The organism is Sodalis sp. dw_96 (assembly GCF_018449575.1).
In the GTDB taxonomy this organism is placed as follows: domain Bacteria; phylum Pseudomonadota; class Gammaproteobacteria; order Enterobacterales; family Enterobacteriaceae; genus Acerihabitans.
The window spans coordinates 34,800-58,287 of the sequence record NZ_JAAVUT010000026.1 but is presented as its reverse complement, the minus strand read 5'-3'; the positions used below and the strand labels follow the sequence as shown (position 1 = coordinate 58,287).

At 55.4% G+C, this 23,488-nt stretch carries 18 protein-coding genes; 9 read left to right on the top strand and 9 right to left on the bottom strand.

The genetic code is table 11. The features are described from left to right. Window positions 1–4: 4 nt before the first annotated feature. The 3 genes from HB631_RS24110 to HB631_RS24100 form a co-directional block, all read right to left on the bottom strand. Window positions 5–1,003, bottom strand: a complete 999-nt coding sequence (locus HB631_RS24110) for an ABC transporter permease (RefSeq protein WP_213993738.1) — start codon at window positions 1,001–1,003, stop codon at window positions 5–7. A 22-nt stretch (window positions 1,004–1,025) separates the two neighbouring features. Beyond that, on the bottom strand, window positions 1,026–1,772 hold the full coding sequence (locus HB631_RS24105) for an ATP-binding cassette domain-containing protein (protein WP_213993737.1): 747 nt from the start codon (window positions 1,770–1,772) through the stop codon (window positions 1,026–1,028). Between the two features lie 427 nt (window positions 1,773–2,199). Next, window positions 2,200–3,219 carry a LacI family DNA-binding transcriptional regulator gene (locus tag HB631_RS24100; protein ID WP_213993714.1) on the bottom strand — a complete coding sequence of 340 codons (1,020 nt, stop codon included), beginning with the start codon at window positions 3,217–3,219 and terminating at the stop codon, window positions 2,200–2,202. A 409-nt stretch (window positions 3,220–3,628) separates the two neighbouring features. Between HB631_RS24100 and HB631_RS24095 the strand changes: the two genes are divergently transcribed. Continuing rightward, window positions 3,629–4,585 (top strand): substrate-binding domain-containing protein, encoded by a 957-nt coding sequence (locus HB631_RS24095; protein ID WP_213993713.1) that lies wholly within the window; start codon window positions 3,629–3,631, stop codon window positions 4,583–4,585. Between the two features lie 59 nt (window positions 4,586–4,644). On the opposite strand, the gene HB631_RS24090 is transcribed toward HB631_RS24095, so the two are convergent. Continuing rightward, the gene (locus HB631_RS24090; protein WP_213993712.1) at window positions 4,645–5,544 is read right to left on the bottom strand and encodes a PfkB family carbohydrate kinase; all 900 of its coding nucleotides are present in this window, start codon (window positions 5,542–5,544) and stop codon (window positions 4,645–4,647) included. 28 nt (window positions 5,545–5,572) lie between these two features. Between HB631_RS24090 and HB631_RS24085 the strand changes: the two genes are divergently transcribed. Beyond that, on the top strand, window positions 5,573–6,415 hold the full coding sequence (locus tag HB631_RS24085) for a BtpA/SgcQ family protein (protein ID WP_213993711.1): 843 nt from the start codon (window positions 5,573–5,575) through the stop codon (window positions 6,413–6,415). Next, window positions 6,415–7,071 (top strand): TenA family protein, encoded by a 657-nt coding sequence (locus tag HB631_RS24080; RefSeq protein WP_213993736.1) that lies wholly within the window; start codon window positions 6,415–6,417, stop codon window positions 7,069–7,071. The genes HB631_RS24085 and HB631_RS24080 overlap by 1 nt, the downstream gene beginning before the upstream one ends. A 414-nt stretch (window positions 7,072–7,485) precedes the next feature. Here the strand turns inward: HB631_RS24080 and uvrA are convergent, their stop codons facing one another. Further along, on the bottom strand, window positions 7,486–10,341 hold the full coding sequence (gene uvrA, locus HB631_RS24075) for an excinuclease ABC subunit UvrA (protein WP_213993710.1): 2,856 nt from the start codon (window positions 10,339–10,341) through the stop codon (window positions 7,486–7,488). A gap of 244 nt (window positions 10,342–10,585) precedes the next feature. On the opposite strand from uvrA, the gene HB631_RS24070 reads away from it, so the two are divergent. After that, the gene (locus HB631_RS24070) at window positions 10,586–11,155 is read left to right on the top strand and encodes a single-stranded DNA-binding protein (RefSeq protein WP_213993709.1); all 570 of its coding nucleotides are present in this window, start codon (window positions 10,586–10,588) and stop codon (window positions 11,153–11,155) included. Window positions 11,156–11,378: 223 nt separating this feature from the next. On the opposite strand, the gene HB631_RS24065 is transcribed toward HB631_RS24070, so the two are convergent. Together HB631_RS24065 and HB631_RS24060 are read right to left on the bottom strand one after the other, a co-directional pair. After that, window positions 11,379–12,305 (bottom strand): TylF/MycF/NovP-related O-methyltransferase, encoded by a 927-nt coding sequence (locus tag HB631_RS24065; RefSeq protein WP_213993708.1) that lies wholly within the window; start codon window positions 12,303–12,305, stop codon window positions 11,379–11,381. Window positions 12,306–13,382: 1,077 nt separating this feature from the next. Further along, window positions 13,383–14,291 (bottom strand): LysR family transcriptional regulator, encoded by a 909-nt coding sequence (locus tag HB631_RS24060; RefSeq protein ID WP_213993707.1) that lies wholly within the window; start codon window positions 14,289–14,291, stop codon window positions 13,383–13,385. 114 nt (window positions 14,292–14,405) lie between these two features. Here HB631_RS24060 and HB631_RS24055 point away from each other — a divergent pair, with 114 nt between their 5' ends. Beyond that, a complete protein-coding gene (locus HB631_RS24055; RefSeq protein ID WP_213993706.1) occupies window positions 14,406–15,185 on the top strand; it encodes an alpha/beta hydrolase in 780 nt (259 codons plus the stop codon). A 146-nt stretch (window positions 15,186–15,331) separates the two neighbouring features. Here the strand turns inward: HB631_RS24055 and HB631_RS24050 are convergent, their stop codons facing one another. Further along, on the bottom strand, window positions 15,332–16,243 hold the full coding sequence (locus tag HB631_RS24050; RefSeq protein WP_213993735.1) for a LysR substrate-binding domain-containing protein: 912 nt from the start codon (window positions 16,241–16,243) through the stop codon (window positions 15,332–15,334). A 137-nt stretch (window positions 16,244–16,380) separates the two neighbouring features. Between HB631_RS24050 and HB631_RS24045 the strand changes: the two genes are divergently transcribed. Beyond that, window positions 16,381–17,139: an SDR family oxidoreductase gene (locus tag HB631_RS24045; protein WP_213993705.1), complete on the top strand. Its 759-nt coding sequence runs from the start codon at window positions 16,381–16,383 to the stop codon at window positions 17,137–17,139. Window positions 17,140–17,191: 52 nt separating this feature from the next. On the opposite strand, the gene fhuF is transcribed toward HB631_RS24045, so the two are convergent. Continuing rightward, entirely contained in the window at window positions 17,192–17,926 is a 735-nt protein-coding gene (fhuF, locus tag HB631_RS24040; protein ID WP_213993704.1) for a siderophore-iron reductase FhuF, read from the bottom strand. Between the two features lie 125 nt (window positions 17,927–18,051). On the opposite strand from fhuF, the gene fhuD reads away from it, so the two are divergent. From fhuD to HB631_RS24025, 3 genes are all read left to right on the top strand, one after another. Next, window positions 18,052–18,942: a Fe(3+)-hydroxamate ABC transporter substrate-binding protein FhuD gene (gene fhuD, locus HB631_RS24035; protein ID WP_213993703.1), complete on the top strand. Its 891-nt coding sequence runs from the start codon at window positions 18,052–18,054 to the stop codon at window positions 18,940–18,942. Beyond that, the gene (fhuB, locus tag HB631_RS24030) at window positions 18,939–20,912 is read left to right on the top strand and encodes a Fe(3+)-hydroxamate ABC transporter permease FhuB (protein WP_213993702.1); all 1,974 of its coding nucleotides are present in this window, start codon (window positions 18,939–18,941) and stop codon (window positions 20,910–20,912) included. The genes fhuD and fhuB overlap by 4 nt, the downstream gene beginning before the upstream one ends. Window positions 20,913–21,117: 205 nt before the next feature. Next, window positions 21,118–23,409 carry a TonB-dependent siderophore receptor gene (locus HB631_RS24025; RefSeq protein ID WP_213993701.1) on the top strand — a complete coding sequence of 764 codons (2,292 nt, stop codon included), beginning with the start codon at window positions 21,118–21,120 and terminating at the stop codon, window positions 23,407–23,409. Window positions 23,410–23,488: the final 79 nt, after the last annotated feature.

Sequence of the window (23,488 nt, the reverse complement as noted above, 5' to 3'; positions counted from 1 at the left end):
GCCTCTATCCTTTGATGGGCCGGGCCGGGTTGAAAATACGGGTGTTGAGCCAGATGGCCAGCAGAATAATGGTGCCGGTGGCAATCTGGGTATAAAACGGCGAAATGTGCGACAAAATCAGGCCGTTTTGGATCACCGCGATGGACAACGCGCCCAGCAGAGTGCCGATAATGGTACCGAAGCCGCCGAACAGACTGGTGCTGCCCAACACCACCGCCGCAATCACCTGCAGTTCAAATCCCTCGCCCTGGTTGGAAGAGCCGCTGCCCAGCCGCGCGGTGATAATCATCCCGGCCAGGGCGGCGCTCATGCCGCTGAGAACATAAACCCACATCGTTGTGGCGCGAGTATTCACCCCGGAGCGACGCACCCCTTCGGTATTGGCGCCGATGGCCGTGACATAACGGCCGAAACGGGTATTGTTCAGCAGGATATGACCGCAGATCAGTACTAATACCCCCAAGATTGCCGGCAGGGGCAGACCAATCACCCAGGCGCGTCCCAACAGGGTAAACGGGCTGTCGGCGGGAATCGGAATCGAATAACCCTGGGTAATCAGCAAGGCGACGCCGCGCACTACCGCCAATGTCGCCAGGGTCACGATAAATGCCGGTATGCCTTCATATGCGATGAAATAGCCGTTAAGCAAACCAATCATTCCGCCGAGCACCAGACCGCCCACCAATACCACCGGCCAGGGCAATCCCCAATTATTCAGGGCAATGGCGGATAACGCCCCCACCAGCGCCAGAATGGAACCCACCGAAAGATCGATGCCGCCGGTGGTGATAACCAGGGTCATGGCGGTGGCGACAATCAGTAACGGCGCGCTCTGGCGGATGATATTGAGCCAGTTGGGACCGCTGAGGAAATCATCGGTTATCAAGGCAAAGACTACACAGCAAAACAGGCAAAATAGCGCGATGCTTACCACGCCGGAGTGGTTATGTAAAATGCGTCGCGGCAGCGAATGCTGAATCATACGGTTATTAGACATATTCATAATACTCATGCGGGTATCCCCGTTAATGGGCGCGGGCAGAGTGCGCCTCGAACTTCTCGCCGACGATCAGATTGACGATGTCCGACAAACTGGTATTCGCCACCTGTCGCTCCGCGACGTTGGTGCCTTCGTACATCACCATGATGCGATCGCAGACCAGAAAAAGATCCTGCAAGCGATGGGTAATCAGGATCACGCTGACGCCGCGGGCGCTGACGCGTTTTATCAATTCCAGCACCGCCTCCACTTCGGCCACCGCCAGCGCCGCGGTGGGTTCATCCATGATCAGCACTTTAGGTTCAAAGGCCGCCGCACGGGCGATGGCGATGGCCTGCCGTTGCCCGCCGGAGAGATTACGTACCAGCAGACGGGTATCCGGGATGGATATTCCCAACCCCTTAAGCATCTCCCGCGCCTGGGCATGCATGGTTTTTTCATCAAGAAACGGGATGCCCAGCCAACGGGTCTGCGGTTCACGTCCCATAAAAAGATTACCCGCCACGTCCACGGTGTCGCAGAGCGACAAGTCCTGGTAAACCATTTCAATATGGCAACGCCGCGCGTCCGCCGGGGAGGTAAAGGCCATTTCCTGCCCGTCGATGCGTATGGCGCCGCTGGTGGGGACCACCGCGCCGGACAGTATTTTCGTCAGCGTGGATTTACCGGCGCCATTGTCGCCCACCAGCCCCAGCACTTCGCCGGGGGCCAATCTCAGGTTAACCCCGCGCAATGAGCGGATGGATCCATAAGTCTTGGTGATATCCACCATTTCGACCCTGGGGGATACGTTCTGTGCTCCAGCCATTGATATATCTCCGAACTTGAAAGATGAAGCGCATACCGTCCCTCGAAAGGGACGTTATGCCGGCATCGGTGAATTTCGGTTGTTTTCGGTTCACAATTCCTTTGTAAACCGGTTTACCAAAACAATGGAAACTCACCTTCCGCCATTCCACTCGCCTGTGCTGCTATGTGGATATTTGTATCGCCAAGAAGGTCAAAGCAGTTTTCATGCCATGGCGGCGGTCAGTTGCAAACGACTACGTAGGATATGGCTGGTATCCTATTGATATAAAATAAATAAAGACAGGGAGGATTTTTTTTGTGCGAAGGTTACGGTATTGTTGCCGCCAATAGGTTAAATGCATTTCAATGCATCATTTTTGTGCAGGGTTGCGCAAAATTGGTGCGAAAACTTACTCCGGCGGGTAGCGCCGCACCGAATCTCGGCCAATCCATTGCACCGGAATACGGGTTTCAACGTTGATATCCTGGCGACCGTTAAGCAATTTAATCATGATGTCGATGGCGGTGCGGCCCAGTAAGCGGGCAGGCTGACGGATGGTAGATAACCGCGGCGTGATAAGCTCAGCGTAGCTGGCGTCGTCAAAACCCACCAGCGACAGTGCTTCAGGTGCCGTCAATCCCCGTTGGCTCAGGCCGTCAAGCAGGCCGAGCACCAGATAGTCGCTTGCGGCGAACACTGCTGTGGGCGCCTCGGGCAGCGATAGCAGCCGGTGCAGGGCGGATTGGCCGAATTCCCGGCTGTAGTCCCCATACAGTACCCGCTCAGGAGGGCAGTCCAGTCCCGCATGCTCCATGGCTTGCCTGAAGCCCTCATGGCGTTCGCGCACGCTCATCAACGCATCCGGACCGCCGACAAATGCGATGCGGCGATGGCCGGCGGCAATGAGTTGCTCCGTGGCCAATATGCCTCCCTGAACGTTATCAACAAAGAGCTTAGGCACTACGCTGCCAGGAATATCCTCATCAATCAATACGATGCGCTGATGGCCTACCAATTCTTCCCGTAATAAACCGTTATCCGGCCGGTTGGTCGTGAACAGCAGTCCGTCCACTTGGCAGGTATCCAACCAGCGGATAAACTGGCGTTCTTTATCCGGGTTGTTGCGGGTGATACATAGCACCAGGCTGTAGTGATGCTCCGATGCGGCTTCTTCCGCGGCATCCGCCAGTTCAGCGAAAAACGGATTGGTAATATCCGGCAGCACCAGGCCGATGGTTTCGCTGCCGCCTTTGCTCAAGCGGCGGGCCAGACTGTTGGCGCGATAATCCAACTGGGCGATGGCATCTTCAATCCGCTGCACCGTCGCCTGCGGCAAGACGATACTGTTGTTGAGATAACGCGAGACGGTGGCCTTGGACAGGCCGGCCAAGTTGGCGACATCTGAAAGGACGACTCTTTTTTTATTCATTCGCACCACCGCAATCATTCTGCCCAGCGCTATTGTTAACACATTTACGTCAGAGGGTTACAGGCCTTTTTAACGTAATTCTGTCCTATAATAGGCTGTGTCGCACGAATTAATGCTTGACAAAAGTTCGGCGTCGATGAATTGTAATTAGCAGTTTACCCGCAATACCTGTTTTCCGGGAATTATTCCCGAACCTGCCGATTCTGACCGTAAAATAGCCTACATGGACAGGCTAGGAACAGAATCCGACAGTAAATGCTGCGACACCGGACGGCGATTTTGTGATTTCCGTTGCTGTGTTTTCGCCCTATCGATATTTGTCCCGCCAACTTTATCCCTGATGCCGAGGCCGTTGATTTTGGTCCTTATGCATCTTGCTTGCACTATTTTTCTTGACGAGGACAACCAAATGTTATTTAACACCGGCAAAAGATTCATTTCCACCCTGGCCTGTTCATTGACGGCAATAGCATTATTGACCGGCGCATCTTCAGCAAAAGACGCGGCGCCCACCTATGCGTTGGTCCAAATTAACCAGCAAGCGTTATTCTTCAATTTGATGAATAAAGGGGCGCAGGAAGCGGCAAAAAAAACGGGTAAAACTTTGGTGGTTTTTAATGCCACCGATAATCCCGTGGCGCAGAATGACGCCATTGAAAACTATATTCAACAAGGCGTTAAAGGCATTCTTGTTGACGCGATTGATGTGAACGGTATTATGCCGGCCATCAAAGAAGCGGCGGATGCCCATATTCCCGTTATCGCCATTGATGCCGTATTGCCCGCCGGACCGCAAAAATCACAGGTTGGGGTAGATAATATTAAAGGCGGCCACATCTTGGGTGATTATTTTACCGATTATGTTAAGAAAAATATGGGCGGCAAGGTCAAGGTGGGGATTGTCGGTGCACTGAATTCAGCCATCCAGAATGCCCGTCAAAAAGGATTTGAAGATGCCATCAAAGTCAATCCGGGGATCAAAGTGGCGGATGTGGTGGATGGACGTAATATCCAGGACGATGCGCTGACCGCCGCGGAGAATCTGATTACCGGTAACCCCGACATGACCGCGATCTACGCCACCGGCGAACCGGCATTGCTGGGCGCGATGGCGGCAGTGGTCAACCAGGGTCGTCAAAAGGATATCAAGGTTTTCGGTTGGGATTTGACTGCCCAGGCCATCACCGGCATCGATCAAGGGTATGTGGCGGCGGTCTTGCAGCAGGATCCTGAAAAAATGGGCTTCGAAGCGCTGAAAGCCCTTAACGCGGTCACCGCCGGTCAGACGGTGGAGAAAAATATCCTGGTGCCGGCCACCGTGGTGACCAAAAGCAATGTCGACACGTTCCGCCCGTTATTCAAGTAATGGCCTGTCCCGACCGGGCAGTCCAGCGGGACATCCTGTCCCGACCAGACAAGGTGTTATCAGGCAAGCAAGGCGGCCAGCTCTTCCCGGGAAGGGAAGGCATTTAACGTACCGCTGCGGCCGATGGTAACCGCCGCGGCGGCAACGGCATGGCGCAGCGCCTTCGGATCAACGTGAACGCCACGCCGCAGTGAAGAGGCCAGCATGACCGCCAGGAAAGTATCGCCGGCGCCGGTGGTGTCGACGACACGGCAGGGCGCGGCATCCACGTGATGTTGCTGTCCGTTGCCAAACAGCAGCGCGCCGTCGGCGCCGAGAGTAATCACCAGCGTGCCGACGCCGTCGTTCAACAACTGTTGCGCGGCGGCCACCGGCTCCTGATTACCCTGGCTCAGCAACCTGGCTTCGAGACTGTTGAGCACGGCCAGATCGATAAGCGGCCAAAGCTGGGCGAATTGCGTTTTAACCGGCGAAGGATTGAACACATTGAATAATTTACGACTGCGGGAATATTCAAAGATGGCGCGGGTTTTTTCAAAAGAGAAATTACCCTGCTGTAATAACACATCACCCGGCTGCGCGGCGGCGAGGGCGGTTTTGATGTCCTCCAGGGATAAAATTTCGGCAGCGGTGGTGGTGGTGATATTCGCATTATCGCCATCGGCGCTATTAAGAATAATGGATGTATCTGTTGCGCAATTTAATGGCTTAATGGGAAACAGCGTTAATGATTCTTGCTCTATTTTTTTACGGCACCATGCCCCTTGACTATCATCACCGCTCCCGGCAATCAAGGTGGTATTTATTCCACAGCGGGCCAGGATAATGGCCTGATTAGCCCCTTTACCACCCAAATCCTGGGATATTCTTTGCCCAAGAATCGATGCGCCTTTTTCCGGCAGTTCATCGATAAGATAGGTTTGATCGACGCCCATATTACCCACGACATAGACGTGCATAATGTAATTCCTAAGAAGGTGAAATAAGATGGCCTCTATATCAGCAGATAAACCCAGTGCAATACAAGATATATTTTCCAGAAGTAAAGCAGTCATTGGCGTTGTGCATTGCGCCGCTTTCCCCGGCACGCCGCAATATAAAGGGCAGCCTTTTTCGAAAATAATTGATCGCGCTTTGTACGATGCCAAGCATTATATTGCCGGCGGCGTGCATGGGCTCATTATCGAAAATCATGGCGATATTCCTTTTGCAAAACCGGAAGATATCGGGCCGGAAACCGCGGCGCTAATGTCGGTCATCACCGATCGTATCAAAAAAGAATTCGGCGTGCCGCTTGGGATTAATGTGCTGGCCAATGCCGCCTTACCTGCCCTGGCCACGGCGCTGGCGGGCGGGGCGGATTTTATCCGGGTCAATCAATGGGCGAACGCCTATATCGCCAATGAAGGGTTTATTGAAGGCGCGGCGGCCAAGGCGTTACGCTATCGCAGTATGCTGCGGGCCGAACATATCCGGGTTTTTGCCGACAGCCACGTTAAACACGGCAGTCATGCCATTGTTGCCGATCGTTCCATTCAGGAATTGACCCGGGACGTGGATTTTTTCCAGGCCGACGCGGTGATAGCCACCGGCCAGCGCACCGGCGACAGCGCAACGTTGGAGGAAATCGATGAAATACGTTCCGCCACCGCGCTGCCGTTGTTGGTGGGATCCGGCGTCACCCCCGATAACGTCCAACAGATTTTGCAACGCACCCAGGGCGTGATTGTCGCCAGCACCTTAAAAGTGGGCGGCGTCTGGTGGAATGAAGTGGAACCGGAACGGGTTAAACATTTTATGGCCGCGGCCCGGGCGGCGCTGGAGGCATGATGGAGAGTTTCAGCGACCGACTGCTGGCGGAGCACCAGGCGTCCTGGCAGGCCATGCAACAGCATCGTTTTGTTACCGATATCGAACAGGATAAATTGCCTGCCGACGTTTTTAATCAATACCTGGTGTTCGAAGGCGATTTTGTCGCCACCGCCATCGGCATTTTTGCCCTGGCGGTCAGCAAAGCGCCGGATATCCGTCAGCAGCGCTGGCTGGTGGGCGTACTGAACGCCCTGGTGGACGACCAGATGGGTTATTTCGAACAGGTCCTGGCGCGGCGCGGTATCAATCCCGACCATTATCAGCGCAACCTGCTGGCGGTCAGCCGTTTTCGCGACGGCATGTTGACGTCCGCCCGTGATGGAGGTTATGCCGATATCATCACCCTGATGTTTGGCGCCGAGTGGATGTATTACCATTGGTGCAGCCGCGTATCCCGGTCCGGACAAACGGACCCGGATATCCGCCAATGGGTAGAGATGCATGCGGAAGAGGCTTTTTTCGCCCAGGCCCGTTGGTTAAAGGCGGAACTGGACCAGTGCGGCGCGGCGCTGCCTGAAAGCGAACAGCGGCGCTTGTCCGCCCTCTATCGGCAGGTGCTGGAATGGGAAATTGATTTCCACAGCGCGGCTTACGCGGATTGCATTGCGGATTAGGCCCGAGATCACTGGACCAAATCACACCGATCGTGCAACGAACGTGTTAAAGGGAGACCGCGCTGATGGGGTCGAATCGGGCATGGTTTTCCCGCCCGACCGAGCGCCCCACAGCACGGTAGGCCCGCTAACGCCGAAGCTGAACCGGACGTGTTAAAGGGAGACCGTGCCAATGAGGTCGAATCGGGCATGGTTTTTCTGCCCGACAGAGTGCCTCATGGTACGGTAGGCCCGCCATTACCGATTGTGCAACGGGCGTGTTAAAGGGAGACCGTGCCAATGAGGTCGAATCGGGCGTGGTTTTTTCGCCCGACCGAGCGCCTCATGGTACGGTAGGCCCGCTATCTCCACGACGTGAACCGAACGTGTGAAAGGGAGACCGTGCCGGCAATCATTCTGCGTTTACACCATCCCTCAGCCGGCTTTGGATATGGGATGGTGCTTTCGGTCCAGAATCGGCTTCAGGAAGCGGGCAGTGTAAGAATCCTTGCAGGCCGCCACGGTTTCAGGGGTACCCGATACCAGAATTTCTCCTCCGCCATTTCCCCCCTCCGGGCCGAGATCGACAATCCAGTCGGCGGTTTTGATCACGTCCAGATTATGCTCGATAACCACAATGGTATTACCCTGATCCCGCAGCTGATGCAGCACTTCCAACAACTGCTGGATATCGGCGAAATGCAGCCCGGTGGTGGGTTCGTCCAGAATATAAAGCGTCTGGCCGGTGCCGCGTTTCGACAGCTCCCGGGCCAGCTTGACGCGCTGCGCCTCGCCGCCGGACAGGGTGGTGGCGGATTGTCCCAAACGAATATAGGAGAGACCCACATCCATCAGGGTTTGCAATTTACGCGACAGCGCCGGCACCGCATCGAAAAACTCACGGGCGTCCTCAATGGTCATATCCAGCACTTCATGGATATTTTTGCCTTTATACTTCACTTCCAGGGTTTCGCGGTTATAACGCTGGCCCTTGCATTGATCGCAGGGCACATAGATATCCGGCAGAAAATGCATTTCCACTTTCAGCACGCCATCCCCCTGGCAGGCTTCGCAACGTCCGCCGCGCACGTTGAAACTGAAACGGCCGGGAGTATAACCACGGGTACGGGATTCCGGCACGCCGGCGAACAGTTCCCGCACCGGCGTAAACACCCCGGTATAGGTGGCGGGGTTGGAACGCGGCGTCCGCCCGATGGGGCTTTGATCGATATCGATGACCTTATCGAAGTACTCCAGACCCTGTATATCACGATAAGGCGCGACTTCAGTGGTGGTGGCGCCGTTTAACTGGCGCTGCGCCACCGGGAACAATGTGTCGTTGATCAAGGTGGATTTACCGGAACCCGACACGCCGGTGATACAGGTGAACAGCCCCACCGGCAGCGTCAGGGTGACATCTTTCAGATTGTTGCCGCGGGCGCCGATTAATTTCAGCACCCGGGTGGGATCGGCCGGAATGCGCCGTTCGGGAATGGCGATCTCCCGTTTTCCGCTCAGGAACTGCCCGGTGAGTGAGGCGGGGTTGGCCATAATCTGTTCGGCGGTACCCTCGGCGACCACTTCCCCGCCGTGCACGCCGGCCCCCGGACCGATATCGATGATATGGTCCGCCGCGCGAATGGCGTCTTCGTCATGCTCCACCACAATCACCGTATTGCCGAGATTGCGCAGATGGATCAAGGTTTCCAGCAGCCGTTCATTATCCCGCTGGTGCAGGCCGATGGAAGGTTCGTCCAGCACATACATCACCCCCACCAGGCCGGCGCCGATTTGGCTGGCCAGGCGGATACGCTGCGCCTCCCCGCCGGACAGGGTTTCCGCCGATCGGGACAAAGAGAGATAATTCAAACCGACATTCACCAGAAACTTCAGCCGATCGCGGATTTCTTTCAGAATTTTTTCAGCGATCTGGGCCCGTTGACCGCTGAGCTTCATCTCATCAAAGAAGCTCAAGGCATGGCCGATGCCCATATCGGAAATGGAAGGCAGCGTGGTGTTTTCCACAAACACATGGCGCGCCTCACGGCGTAGACGAGTACCGCCGCAGCTGTTGCAAGGGCGGTTGCTGATATATTTCGCCAACTCTTCGCGCACCGCCGAAGATTCGGTTTCTTTATAACGGCGCTCCATATTCGGCAGCACCCCTTCGAAGGGGTGGCGTTTTATCGAGCTGTCGCCGCGATCGTTGATATATTTGAATTCAATGGTTTCTTTACCGGAACCGAACAGGATTTTTTGCTGGACTTCGCTGTCCAGTTCATTGAACGGCGCTTCCACATCGAATTTGTAATGGGCCGCCAGGGATCGCAGCATCTGGAAGTAATAAAAATTGCGCCGATCCCAGCCGCGGATGGCGCCGCCCGCCAAGGATATTTCCTGATTTTGCAAGACCCGTTCCGGGTCAAAATATTGCTGAACACCCAGCCCGTCACAGGTAGGGCACGCGCCGGCCGGATTGTTGAAGGAGAACAGGCGCGGCTCCAGTTCCGGCATGCTGTAACCGCAAATGGGGCAAGCGAAATTGGCGGAGAACAGCAGCTCTTCCGCTTGCGGATTATCCATTTCCGCCACCACGGCGGTGCCGCCGGACAGGCCGAGGGCGGTTTCAAAGGATTCCGCCAGCCGCTGGGCCAGATCCTCCCGCACCTTGAACCTGTCCACCACCACTTCAATGGTATGTTTTTTTTGCAGTTCCAGCTTGGGCGGATCGGACAGATCGCAGACTTCGCCATCGATGCGGGCCCGGATATATCCCTGCGTCGCCAGGCCTTCCAAGGTCTTGCTATGCTCGCCTTTACGCTCTTTCACTATGGGCGCCAGCAGCATCAAGCGCGTGCCTTCCGGCTGGGACAATACATTATCCACCATCTGGCTGACGGTCTGCGCCGCCAGAGGCACGTCATGATCGGGACACCGCGGCTCGCCAACCCGGGCGAACAGCAGGCGCAGGTAATCATGAATTTCAGTAATGGTCCCCACGGTGGAGCGCGGGTTATGGGAGGTGGATTTCTGCTCTATGGAGATCGCGGGGGAGAGGCCCTCGATATGGTCCACATCCGGTTTTTCCATCAACGACAGGAATTGGCGGGCGTAAGCGGAAAGCGACTCGACGTAACGCCGCTGACCTTCGGCATAAAGGGTATCAAAAGCCAGAGAGGATTTGCCTGAGCCGGACAGGCCGGTAATGACTATTAACTTGTCGCGGGGAATAACCAGGCTGATATTTTTCAGGTTATGGGTACGAGCACCACGAACTTCGATCTTATCCATTCAACTTAATCCCGACACCGGATGAATAATTACTGACGACCGCTTTGACAACGCGACCGGCACGAAACGGACAATTATGACACAAAAAAAGCTGAACGAATATCCAGTATTGATTGCAACAGCAATATCTGTATCAACCGAAGCGGGAGCGGCGCCGCAATGATTTTCAGCCGTGTTCTTTACGCGTTTGCATGGTAAACTTTACCGATTACACTTAAAAAATCATTTTATCAGGAGAGTCGACATGGCCAGCAGAGGCGTAAACAAAGTGATTCTAGTCGGAAATCTGGGCCAGGATCCGGAAGTCCGTTATATGCCGAACGGTGGCGCGGTAGCCAACATGACTCTGGCCACGTCCGAAAGCTGGCGCGACAAGCAGACCGGCGAAACCAAAGAAAAGACCGAATGGCATCGGGTGGTCCTGTTCGGCAAACTCGCGGAAGTGGCGGGTGAGTACCTGAAAAAAGGTTCTCAGGTCTATATCGAAGGGGCGCTGCAAACCCGCAAATGGACCGATCAGGGCGGCCAGGAACGTTATACCACTGAAGTGGTGGTGAACGTGGGCGGCACCATGCAAATGCTGGGCGGACGCCAGGGCGGCGGGGCGGGTGCGACCGGCGGCAATGCCGGCGGCGGCCAGCAGGGCGGTTGGGGCCAACCGCAGCAGCCCCAGGGCAATAATGCGCAGTTCAGCGGCAATCCCGCTGCCGCGCCGGCGGCGCCAGCAGGTCGTCCTGCCGCCGCACCGCAGAATAATGCGCCGGCCGCCGGCAATGAACCGCCAATGGATTTTGACGACGATATTCCGTTTTAGAGTCGACCTTAGAATTTTTTTTGACAAGAAACTAATTTAAGGCCCTGTTAATTCAGGGTTTTTTATATTACACTTAATGATAGTAATATTTTTCTATTTCTTACAGCCCAAATCTTCAAGAGATTGACGGCAATCCAGCCGAGTTAATGACTGAACTGATGGATGTCAAAGCTTGGAGGAGGCCCGCCTCGAAATTCGGTATGCTTGGAACTTTATGCCATTTTCAGCTCCTATCCGAAATTGTCCCAAGGGGCCAACGTGGTTTACCAACATGCCAAACACGGATCTGAAAGTGATCCCAGTGCGAGAAGAACAGAAACTCAAATTCGAGATGGGGGACCGTTGGCACCCATTCAGCAAAGGCCTTGGTTTCCCCGATGCGCAGGTCGTGACTCCAGTCGTCAAAAACCAACACAGAACCGTGGCTTAATCGGCTTTCCAAAAACTGAAGGCATTCAACGGTCGGTTCATAAATATCGCAATCGATCCGCGCGAAACTAACCTTTTCGAGAAGGCGGGCTTCCATCCCTTTTAGGCTCTCTGCAAACCAATCGGGTACCAGGCGAATGTTAGGACGGTTTTCAATTTGAACATTGCGCTTTACTTCGTCCAGGCCGGCACAAAACATGCCCTCCTGCCAAAATGGATCGTCATTCTTTTCACTGGGCTTGGATAGGCCCTTGAAGGAATCGAAGCCCCAAATCTCCCGGTGGAGTCCTACACTGCCCATTATGTTGTATAGTCGATTAATCCATTCGCCCTTAAAAACGCCGAATTCGACAACTTCCCCCGGAACATTGTTTTTTTGAATATCACTCAAGAGGTCGGTGATAACGGCTAGCTCCGCGACGCCAATACCTTTTGATGCAAGTTTAAAGTACGATGACCCGGGAGTGAAACTAGCTATCAGCTTCGTGTTCTTGTCAACAGGGAACATGCCGATGCCAAAGAGCTTTTCCGTCCATTCAAGGTATTCCCCAATCCAACTAAATTTTTGATTGGCTGTTTGAATTTGAGTTACCAAATTCTGCAACTCGACCAGATCTTCCTCTTTTTTAGCGAGGTGTGCAGCCATTTTATTGATCTGCTCTCTAGATATTGGGGTTAAGTTGAATCTTTCGAAAATTTTAATAATAAGTTTATTCATCATGGCCTCCGGAACGTCGCTTATTTAACTTCACTCTTCTGGATTAGAGAAAGATAATTAATTCGATTGATTATCCGTCCTGACCGCGAGTTGCCTATTGTTTACCATCGCCAACCTGAAAACGCCTACCTAAGAGATTGCATTGCGGCAGACGCACTGGATGAATCATTTTTTGTTTTCAGTCGCTTGCTAAGTCTTCGACTATTCTCTCAATCAGACGGTGGAAGAAAAACATTATGTGGCATATATTCCAGTGGTTTTACTATAGGCGAGCACATTTTCTGCCTGTTCCAACTCATCTTTGTTTGTATGTACTATAGATTTACGTTTCTAATGTAAATTTGAAACATGCAATATCTTAATAAGATCTTGGATTCTAACTTAAAAATTGGCGATTTTGACTTCGATTTAATTAATCTTTTAAAAAAATTCTTACTAGCGTTGTATTAATATCAGATATCTTGAATCGCTTCTAGCGGATCATCTCTTTAACGTTCTAAAAAAATGAATGCAACCCAGATACAACCTGGATTTTTTGTCGTCCCGGAATTCCGAGACGCCGCTCTCGCAAGCATAAAGTCTTGCGGTCGACTGAGAGGATCACTAGATCTATTGGTTTGAAGTTTCATGTCAAATCTTACCATATAAACACGGTATCTGATGGGAAAAAGTATTCCATAGAGCGGATGCTCAGTGGAATTGTAGCCTTAGGGAGAATAGCCGAGCACATCAACAAATACGTCGCTGCAACGCGCCCACATATCGGGCTTTTTGAGCCAGAATATCTACCGGCGCCGGGAGTGGGTCAGTCACTTGCACTTAATCTGCTCTCAAACGAGGCGAGCGGAGCGCTCATCAATAGGTTAAGTTTATCAATCCGGCGGCGGAGAGCGGCAGCCCGTCCAGCGTCGCTTTAGCCTGTGCGTCAGACGCACCGTTGAGAAGAAAATCACCCTTACCGCATTCTCACGCAATCTGAAGTGCTGGATGATGCCACCAAGATAAAGCTTGAGTGTGGCGGGGATTTCGCACCGACCTGCCTTGACGGCCTATGAATTAAAAAATAACGTGCTGAATATGTTAATAACGCTCCCAGGGCGGTATATCGCCGAAATCCTTCACCAGACAATCAATAAACCGACGGATTTTTACCGGCGTATAGCGCATCGCCGGATAAACCGCCTGTACGGTTAAGTCTTTGGGTCGATAGGAGGGCAGTAAATTGATCAGCTCACCGCTGGCAAGAGATCTACCGAATACAAAGCTTGGACCGTAGGTAATACCGATACCCGCCAACGCCGTGTCCAAGAGCATCTGAACATTATTGGCTTGCATTCGGATCGGGCCGTCTATGTGGTGGGGTTGCTGGTTTTCATCGTAGACCGTCCATGCACCCGTCGACACCTCTTCGCTGAACGCCAAACGAGGCGAATGATGTAAGTCCTCGGGCACCCGAGGCGTCCCTTCACGGGATAAAAACGCCGGCGCGGCGCAAAGCACCATACGACAAGGCGCAAGGCGTCGGGCGATAAGGGCTGAATCGGCTAACCGGCCGATACGTATTGCCACATCAATATTTTCATCGTGCAAATCCAGGTAGCGATCGTCCAACCGCATATCAACGTTGAGCAACGGGTGATCCTTCAAGAATCGCCCAATGACATCGCCCATGTGCAGAGTGCCGAAGGTCACTGGCGCGGCAACACGTAATACGCCGTTCAGGCTAATGCTGGCATCACTGGCTTCGCGGTTAGCGTCGTCGAATTCATCCAGAATGCGTTTGCAGCGATCGTAATACCTGCTGCCGGCATCGGTAAGATTTAAGCGCCGGGTGCTGCGCTTGATCAAGCAGACATTCAATTCCGCTTCAAGCCCGGTCAGGTATTTTCCCGCCATTGAGGCGGACAAGCCAAAGCGCCGGCCCGCAGCCACCAGACTGCCCTCGTCGACGGCGGCAATAAAAATTTCAATGCAGGTCAAACGATCCATAAAGTCTCTATTCGATAGTTTTAGGATAGATTGATGATAGCAGAGAGAGGATTATCGATTAAAACGATTTAATTTATTATCGCGGCCTGACATTACTTATCACGGGGTTGCGTTATGAAATACTTTTTGAATGGCATTCAATTGAATTTAGTAGAAAGAGGTAACGGCTCACCGGCCATTATTTTTTTACATTACTGGGGCGGTTCGTCGCGTACCTGGAGAAAAGTTATAGCCGCTCTACCTGATTCTTATCATACCATCGCGCCCGACCTGCGGGGATGGGGTGAATCGGCCGCGCCGGCCGATAACGGATTCGCCCTTATTGATTTTGTTAACGATATCCTGGCCATGATTACGGCATTGGATGTGCGAAAGTATGTGCTGGTAGGGCATTCCATGGGGGGAAAAATCGCACAATTGCTGGCCTCGCAGCGTCCCCGTGGTCTTGCCGGGCTGGTACTGATTGCGCCCGCGCCGCCGGTGCCGATGTTATTGACGCAGGAAGCCCTGTTGGCCATGGAGAATGCTTACGCCTCACCGGAGTCGGTGAATATGGCCATCGACCATATGCTCAGCGCAAAGCCCTTATCTTCCGGCCAGCGTCAGCAGATCGTTGAAGACAGTTTACGCGGCGCGCCCGGAGCAAAAATAGCCTGGCCGAGGTACGCCAGTCAGGAAGATATTTCTGCGGAAGCTGCCGGGATCGTATCCCCAACGGTTATTATTGCCGGAGAACTGGACTGGGTTGAAACCGCCGCGGTGTTGAAAACCGCACTGCTGCCGCTTATCCCCCATGCGCTGCTGCATGTGTTGCCGGGAACGGGGCATCTTTCACCCCTTGAATCCCCTGCCGAGATTGCCGGGATTATTCGTGAATTTATCGAATGCTTATAACCCTTCGAGATAGGGGTAAATCGCATCTTTTATCTGATTGAATAGCGAAGATGCGATGAGTAAACAACAGATTAGGGAAGGCTCTCGCAAATATTTCCCTCGAGGCCGTTGAGAAGTGATTCGATAATCTGCCGTAACGCTGTCTGTTAACGCAAGGGACGGGTGATGGCCTGCCCGATCAATTCCGCCAGCCAGTCCATAAAAACCCGCGCGCGTCGGGGCAAATAATGGCGATGGGCGTACAACAACGAGACGTCCATGGAAGGCGGCGGATAATCCGCCAGGATGGCAACCAATCGCCCGGCGGCCACATGTTCGCTCATGCCGATGGCCGGCGCCTGGATGATCCCCAGTCCGGCCAGACAGGCTGCGTTATAGGCGTCGACATTATTCACCGTCACCATGGCGGGCAGCTCCAGTTCCACTGGCTTGCCTTGCCGCAGGTAGGTAAATCCCTCGGCCCGGGTGCCCAATACCGACACGTAATGTACCAGATAATGCCCGGCAAGCTCTTCCGGAGTGCGTGGCGTGCCGTGGGCGGCCAGATAGACCGGGCTGGCGCAATTTAGCATCGGCAGTTGGCCTAACCGGCGCGCGACGTGGGTCGCATCGGTTAATTCACCCACGCGTAGTACGCAATCAAATCCCTCCCGGACGATATCCACCCTGCGGTCAGTGCAGCTGATCTCGATTTGCACCCGCGGGTGCCGTTGCATGAATTCCCCCAGACGCGGCAGCACTAGGGAACGGGCAAAGCCGGCCGGCATATCGATACGCAAGCGCCCGGCCAGCACCAGACCGTCCTGGCGAAACAATCCCTCTAGCTCGTCCATGTTCGCCAGCATATCCAGGCTGCGCTCATAGAGTACCAGCCCGTCTTGTGTCGCCCTTACCCGTCGGGTGGTGCGATGCAGCAAACGAGCGCCCACCAGGTCCTCCAACTGCTGGATATGCTCAGACACCGTTGACTTCGGCAGCCCAAGGCTCTCGCCGGCCTGGGTAAAACTCGACAGTTCGGTCACCCGCACGAAACTGCGCAGAAGCTCCAGCTTGTTCACCATTGCCGCGTCACTCGCTATTGTTCTGTTATGGCGAACAGTATTTCCGATTTTGGCGGATTTATCTATCTCAATCCGGCCAATAAACTGTTACCCGAGCCATAATGATAAAGCCACCCATTAACGGGAGAACGACCATGAGTAATAAAATCGCCTTGATCACCGGCGCCAGCCGCGGACTGGGTAAAAGCATCGCACAGCACCTGGCTCGCCAGGGCGTCGATATCATAGGGACTTATCATAGCAAGGCCGACGAGGCGCGGGCGCTGGTTGAAGAGATCAAACAGGCCGGCGGTAAAGCGGCCATGGTGCAATTGGATGTGGGCGACAGCGCCGGGTTCGGGGATTTTGCCGCCAAGGTGAAACAGGTTTTGACCGCCGAGTTTGCGCGTGAGCAGTTCGACTTTCTGGTGAATAATGCCGGCGTCGCGTCGCATGTTGCTTTTGCGGAAATCTCTGAGGAGGAATTTGAACTCTTGTTTAAAGTCCACCTCAAGGGGCCCTATTTTTTGACGCAGAAATTGCTGCCGCTGATTGCCGATGGCGGGCGGATCGTGAATATCTCCTCCGGCCTGGCCCGGTTCTCCTTCCCCGGTTCCTCCGCCTATGCGGTCATGAAAGGGGGAGTAGAAGTGTTAACCCGTTATCTGGCCAAGGAGTTGGGGGATCGCCGCATCAGCGCCAATACCATTGCTCCCGGTGCCATCGAAACCGACTTCGGCGGCGGCTTGGTGCGGGATACACCGGAGATAAACCGGCAAATTGCCTCTGCCACCGCTCTCGGTCGGGTGGGGCTGCCGGATGATGTCGGCGCCGCCGTGGCCGCATTGCTGGCGGATGGCAACGGCTGGATCAACGGCCAAAGGATTGAGGTCTCCGGCGGTATTTTTCTTTGAATTCGCTGCATTATTACGGCGAGTCTGACCGAAATCTGTAATTGCGGGCCGGTTAACGGCACCGACCGGCCTTGCGCTGCCGCGCTTCCACCAGCGGGCAACCTGGGCAGTATTCGAGACCGGCGAGTTTATAACGCAGGCAACAGAGGCGACGGATAATTTTTGGCGGCCCCGACGGCTGCGGTATCTCCCGCACCGGCTGATAAAGGCGGTTGGGCGTGCCATCCGCCAGGGTGCGCATTGCCAGAAATTCCACGGCCCGGGTAATATCCGCCCCCTGCTGTAGCGCCATATCAACGCCGTGCGCCAGACGGATACCGGCATTGTTCCAAAACAATCCGGGCTTGATGCCGGCTAGCCGGCTTAAGGTCCGGCATACCGGCGCCAAATGCCGATCAATCAATTCCTCGAACCGGGCGGTACCCTCGCATGGAGGCACCGCGCGGCCAATATCCGCCAGAATAAACCGATCCGGCACGGCGTTTTCGGACTGCGTGAAGCGGATGCTTTGCGGCAGAAATGGCAACTGCCAGTCGTACAGCATATTGATACGCGTCCAGGGCGCCAGTAAAAGCGCAAAGTACCATTGCGACCAGATGGAGATAACCGCCGCCCGATCTCCCCCTTGATTTATTCTCAACAGGGGTTCTAAAACCGCCAGCGCCGTATCCTGCGCACATAAATCCAGTACGCTATGTACTTTTTTGTTGTCAGGGGCCGTGAGGAGAAAATTTTCCGCTATTTCGGCGGCGCATGCCGGGCCAGGCATGTTTTCATGAGGATTCATGTGTTTCCTTTGTTGATTTAAACCAAGGGAAAGGCGTTCTGGCAGGCGAGTTGCTTGCAGTCACTCTCTGAATGGGCATAATAGGCGATTAAAATCGTAATGATAACTATTAATATTTAAATTTTATGCAAACTCATGATGAGTATCGCCGACGTCTGCTTTTGGCAATGATGGCCCTGCCCTGGTGGCGTTCCGTTGCGATGGCGGCGGATAAAAGGCTCGATTCGAGGCGGATAATCGCTCTGGAATGGCGTCCGACGGAGTTGTTGCTGTCCCTGGGAGTTATCCCACAGGCCATCGCCGATGCGCCCAACTATCGTAATTGGGTAGTGGAACCTCCCTTGGCCCTGTCGGTCAAGGATGTCGGATTGCGCACTGAGCCGAATATGGAAGCACTGCAACGCCTGCGCCCTTCATTGATTTTGCTGACCAAAGGCTACGGACCGGCACCGGAAAGCCTAGCCCCCATCGCGCCGGTAATGTCTTTTCCGGTTCAGGATACGCCGGGTTTACCTTTAACCACCGCCCGGCGGGATGTGCTGGCGTTGGGTGAGTATCTGGACCTGATGGCGCGGGCGCGGCAACATTTGCAGGAGGTCGACGGGCAGTTGGCCCTGACGCGCCGGCGGCTGAGCACCGTCCCCAGCCGTCCGGTATTGCTGTTCACCTTTCTCGACAGCCAACACGTTATGGTGCTGGGGAAAGGCAGCATGTTCCAGGAAGTCATGGACCAGGTCGGCGTGGCCAATGCCTGGCATGGAGAGGTGAATCGCTGGGGCAGCGCGACCGTGGGCTTTGAACAGCTGGCCGGGTTAAAGGGTGTACGGGCCTTGTGCTTTCGCCGCGGCGATCGGGATCCTCTGGACGAGGTCGTGCTGTCGCCGCTCTGGCAGGTGATCCCCTTCGTGCGGGAGAAGCAATGGCAAACGGTCCCGGCGGTGTGGTTTTTTGGCGCTACCATCGCCGCCATGCGGTTTTGTCGACTGCTTGAGCAGTCCCTGGTGGAAGCGGCATGAGCGCCAGGGTATCGCCTTATTCTTCGCTGTTGATTTTACTGCTGGTCATGGCCGGTCTGGCATTGACCGGCCTGAATCTGATGCAGCAACTGCCGGTGGGCCTCTGGCGCCAGGCCGTCTGGCAACCGCAGGTCGATAATATCGACGAAATGCTGTTCCATTACAGCTTGCTGCCCCGCACCGTGTTGTCAATGCTGGTGGGGGCCGGTCTCGGCCTGACGGGGCTGTTATTCCAGCAGATCCTGCGTAATCCTTTGGCGGAGCCCACGACGCTCGGCGTGTCGGCGGGAGCGCAGCTGGGACTGACCGTCGCCATGCTCTGGGCACTGCCGGGCGGCGAATCCACCCGACAGCTGGCCACCATTCTCGGTGCTCTGACGGTGGGCGGACTGGTATTCGGTGTCTCCTGGGGTCGCCGCTTGTCGCCGGTCACCCTGATTCTGGCGGGATTGGTGTTGGGGTTATATTGCGGCTCCGCCCGAAGCCTGTTGTCGCTGCTTAACTATGAGCGCCTGCAAAGCATTTTTCTTTGGGGCAGCGGCATGCTCAATCAGCAAGACTGGAGCAAGGTGAGTTTTTTATGGCCGCGCCTGGTGATTGGGCTGGTACTGGTGTTGCTGATGCTGCGGCCATTGATGCTGATGGGGCTGGACGACGGTATTGCCCGTAATTTGGGCTTGGGATTGATTACCGCCAGGATCGGCGGCCTGGGCATCGCCATTGTACTGAGCGCATTTCTGGTGAATGCCGCCGGCAATATCGGTTTTATCGGATTATTCGCGCCGCTGCTGGCCCGGATGCTGGGGGCGCGACGCTTGTTGCATCGGCTCTGGTTATCCTGTCTGCTGGGCGCGCTGCTTCTATTGCTCAGCGACCAAATCATGATCATGCTGGCGCGCCGCTGGATTGAGATTCCCACCGGCGCCGCCACCGCGTTGCTGGGCGCGCCGCTGCTGCTGTGGCTGTTGCCAAGGCTGCGCAATAGCGTTACCGGCCCAGAGGACAGCGCACAGCCAACGGGACGTGAACGGCAATTGACCTGGATCGGGGCAGTATGGGGGATGGCGTTACTGCTGCTGCTGGTGGGTCTGGCGCTGACATTGGGCCGGGCCGACCATGGCTGGTATTTGTCGCTGATGGAGATGTGGCCCTGGCGCTGGCCGCGGGTATTGGCGGCGGGCGCGGCGGGGGCCATGTTGGCGGCGGCGGGCGCGCTGATTCAGAAAATGACCGGCAATCCGATGGCCAGTCCGGAAGTGCTGGGCATCAGCTCCGGGGCGGCGTTCGGTATTGTGTTAATGCTATTGCTGGTGCCGGGAGACGCCTTCGTCTGGCTATTGCCGGCCGGAAGCCTCGGCGCGGCGCTGACGCTGCTGCTGATTATGCTGCTGGCCCAGCGCGGCGGATTTTCCGGCAGCCGATTGCTGCTGGTGGGTATCGCCTTGAGCACGCTTTTCTCCACGTTGCTTACGCTGATGCTGATAAGCGGCGACCCGCGTATGGCGACGGTCCTTACCTGGCTATCCGGTTCCACCTATAAAGTGGGCGGCGCGCAGGCGCTGTGGACCGCCTTTATCGCGGTGATATTACTGGCCATCACGCCCTTGTTGCGCCGCTGGCTGGCATTGCTGCCCCTGGGGAGCGCTACCGCCCGGTCCGCCGGGGTGGCGTTGAAACCGGCCCGGGCAGCTATCTTGCTGCTGGCGGCGGGATTAATCGCCGCCGCCACTCTCAATGTCGGCCCGCTGAGTTTTGTCGGGCTAATGGCACCCCATATGGCCCGTTTACTGGGATTTCGCCGGCCGCTTCCGCAGCTATTGGTGGCCGGTTTGCTAGGCGCCTTATTGATGATCGTGGCTGATTGGTGCGGCAGGATCATTCTGTTTCCGTATCAGATACCTGCCGGATTACTGGCGACATTTTTTGGCGCCCCGTATTTTATTTATCTGCTGCGCAAGCCGGCAGCATAGAAGATGATTCTGTGGCGCAAGCCGGCCGGGTAGGGGGCGACTTTGCGCTAAAAGCGAAACCGGCCAGTGGATTGAAGTTAAAAATTAATCTGAAGCAATAATTCCATTAGTAATATAAATAATTTCTTGCAAAAAAAACGGCATTACGCATAATCATGAACTCTTATAAGAATCATTCTCATTATTATTTCCTAAAGGTTTGCACATGCGTACTGCCGTTCTTTCAACTCCTGCCCCATCGAGGGCTTTGCCGCGCTTGCTGGCGGTGGTTATCGGTGCCGCTTGCGGGGCAACGGTGCTACCGGTTATTGCCGCAACCACGGCGGATACCACCACCCCCGTTTCGTCTTCCACCGCCGCTTCCGCGACCTCAACCTCCGCGAATTCAGCCTCCTCAAAGGGGGAAACCATGACCGTGGTGGCATCGCCCAACAATGAATTCAAGGCGGGAGGGGACCAATTGGTGCCGGCATTTTTGGACGGACCTATTGCCAACGGCGGCCGTCTGGGCGTGCTGGGGGAGCAGGATGCGAATAACGTACCCTTCAGCGTCGTGAGCTACACCTCGAAGCTGATGCAGGATCAACAGACCCGTTCCATCAGCGACGTGTTGCGCAACGACGCCTCGGTGCAGACCGCCTACGGTTACGGCAGCACCCAGGAAATCTTTAACGTGCGCGGCTTTGATCTCACCAGTGAGGATATCTCATTCGGCGGTCTCTATGGCGTGCTGCCGCGCCAGTTTGTCGCCACCGAACTGGCGGAGCGGGTAGAGTTGCTGAAAGGCTCCAGCGCGTTCCTTAACGGCGTGCCGCCTGGGGGCACCGGAGTGGGCGGCACGATTAACGTCGAACCGAAACGCGCCGGCGATGAACCGCTGAACCGCGTTTCGCTGGACTATACCTCCAAATCCCAGATTGGCGGATCCTTTGATGTGGCGCGCCGCTTCGGCGACGACAATCAGTGGGGCGTGCGGGTCAGCGGCGTGCACCGCGAAGGTGATACCGCGATTGACGATGAGAGCCGCCGCCTGACGCTGGGCACCATCGGCCTGGACTATCGCGGCGATCGCTTTCGCGCCTCGCTGGATATGGGCGCGGAAAAACAAACGGTGCACGGCGCCCGTTCGGTGGTCTACACCACCGGCTTGAACGAGATCCTCAAGCCGCCTTCCGCCACCACCAACTACGGTCAGAAGTGGGCTTACACCGATACCGAGAGTCAGTTTGGTGCCCTGCACGGCGAATATGATCTAAACAATGATTGGACGGTTTACGGCGCGGTGGGCGGGAATCACACCCATGAATTAGGCTCTTATGCGTCCCCTACGCCTTATAATGACAACGGCGACGCCACCATTAGCGATCTGCGGGTGCCCTATTTTTCCGACAGTTTCTCCAGCCAGGCTGGCATTCGCGGCAAATTCGATACCGGGTTTATCACCCATCACGTTAATTTGGGCTATTCAAGCATCTATAACCGGATACGCACGGCCTACCAAATGTCGTCAGAAAGCATAGCCACCAATATCTACGACCCGAGCTATGTTTCCGAGCCCACCGATTCCACCTATGCGGGCGGCAGGATGGGCGATCCCGGCGTCACCAGCCGCACCTTTAACAGCGGCGTATCGCTGTCGGATTCCCTTTCTATGCTGGATGACCGTCTACGGCTGATCGGCGGCCTGCGGCGCCAGAGCGTCAACGTCAGCAATTATGACTACACCGGTGTTGAGTCCAGCCAGTTTAATGAAACCAAGGTGACGCCGGCCTTCGGCATCGTGGTGAAGCCGTGGGAGCATATCTCCTTCTACGCCAACCATATCGAAGCGCTGCAGTCCGGCCAAACCGCCGGCACCACCTACGGCACCGGTACCGTCATTAACGGCGGCCAGGTGACCGGCATTGAGACCTCGAAACAGAACGAAGTGGGCGTAAAGGCGGATTACGGCCGCATCGCCGGTTCGCTGGCGGCATTCGAAATCAAAAAACCGGTGGCCTCGTACAACTATCTGGGCGGCAACCAGTATGAATACGGCAACTATGGCGAGGAGCGCAACCGCGGACTGGAGCTGAACATCTTCGGCGAACCGCTGTTGGGCGTGCGCCTGAACGGCAGCGCCACCTGGATGGATCCGGAACTGACCAAAACCCAGGACGGCGCCTATGACGGCAACGATGCCATCGGCGTGCCGCGTTACCAACTGGTGCTGGGCGGCGAGTGGGATCTGCCGAGGCTGAGCGGGGTGGCCGCCACCGGCCGCGTGATTCGTTCCGGCGCACAGTATGCTGACCAAGCCAATGATTTGAAGGTCAAGGGTTGGACCCGGCTGGATCTGGGCTTGCGTTACGATATGCAGCTGCCGAAAAATAATATCGTCTGGCGCGCCAATGTGGAAAACGTGACCAATGAAAATTACTGGGCATCCGCCAGCGACGGCTATTTGACCCAGGGGGATCCCCGTTCTCTGAAACTCTCGATGACGGTTGATTTCTAACCGTCGGTTTTACCTGCCATCGCCCCGACTCAGGTCGGGGCGTTAATGATAGCCTTTCAAGCCCCTGCGCGAGATTTTC

Bases quoted from the DNA above. Each gene is read 5' to 3' on its own strand.
- HB631_RS24110 (WP_213993738.1), bottom strand. From the start codon at position 1,003: ATGAATATGTCTAATAACCGTATGATTCAGCATTCGCTGCCGCGACGC.
- HB631_RS24105 (WP_213993737.1), bottom strand. From the start codon at position 1,772: ATGGTGGATATCACCAAGACTTATGGATCCATCCGCTCATTGCGCGGG.
- HB631_RS24100 (WP_213993714.1), bottom strand. From the start codon at position 3,219: ATGAATAAAAAAAGAGTCGTCCTTTCAGATGTCGCCAACTTGGCCGGC.
- HB631_RS24095 (WP_213993713.1), top strand. From the start codon at position 3,629: ATGTTATTTAACACCGGCAAAAGATTCATTTCCACCCTGGCCTGTTCA.
- HB631_RS24090 (WP_213993712.1), bottom strand. From the start codon at position 5,544: ATGCACGTCTATGTCGTGGGTAATATGGGCGTCGATCAAACCTATCTT.
- HB631_RS24085 (WP_213993711.1), top strand. From the start codon at position 5,573: ATGGCCTCTATATCAGCAGATAAACCCAGTGCAATACAAGATATATTT.
- HB631_RS24080 (WP_213993736.1), top strand. From the start codon at position 6,415: ATGGAGAGTTTCAGCGACCGACTGCTGGCGGAGCACCAGGCGTCCTGG.
- uvrA (WP_213993710.1), bottom strand. From the start codon at position 10,341: ATGGATAAGATCGAAGTTCGTGGTGCTCGTACCCATAACCTGAAAAAT.
- HB631_RS24070 (WP_213993709.1), top strand. From the start codon at position 10,586: ATGGCCAGCAGAGGCGTAAACAAAGTGATTCTAGTCGGAAATCTGGGC.
- HB631_RS24065 (WP_213993708.1), bottom strand. From the start codon at position 12,305: ATGATGAATAAACTTATTATTAAAATTTTCGAAAGATTCAACTTAACC.
- HB631_RS24060 (WP_213993707.1), bottom strand. From the start codon at position 14,291: ATGGATCGTTTGACCTGCATTGAAATTTTTATTGCCGCCGTCGACGAG.
- HB631_RS24055 (WP_213993706.1), top strand. From the start codon at position 14,406: ATGAAATACTTTTTGAATGGCATTCAATTGAATTTAGTAGAAAGAGGT.
- HB631_RS24045 (WP_213993705.1), top strand. From the start codon at position 16,381: ATGAGTAATAAAATCGCCTTGATCACCGGCGCCAGCCGCGGACTGGGT.
- fhuF (WP_213993704.1), bottom strand. From the start codon at position 17,926: ATGAATCCTCATGAAAACATGCCTGGCCCGGCATGCGCCGCCGAAATA.
- fhuD (WP_213993703.1), top strand. From the start codon at position 18,052: ATGCAAACTCATGATGAGTATCGCCGACGTCTGCTTTTGGCAATGATG.
- fhuB (WP_213993702.1), top strand. From the start codon at position 18,939: ATGAGCGCCAGGGTATCGCCTTATTCTTCGCTGTTGATTTTACTGCTG.
- HB631_RS24025 (WP_213993701.1), top strand. From the start codon at position 21,118: ATGCGTACTGCCGTTCTTTCAACTCCTGCCCCATCGAGGGCTTTGCCG.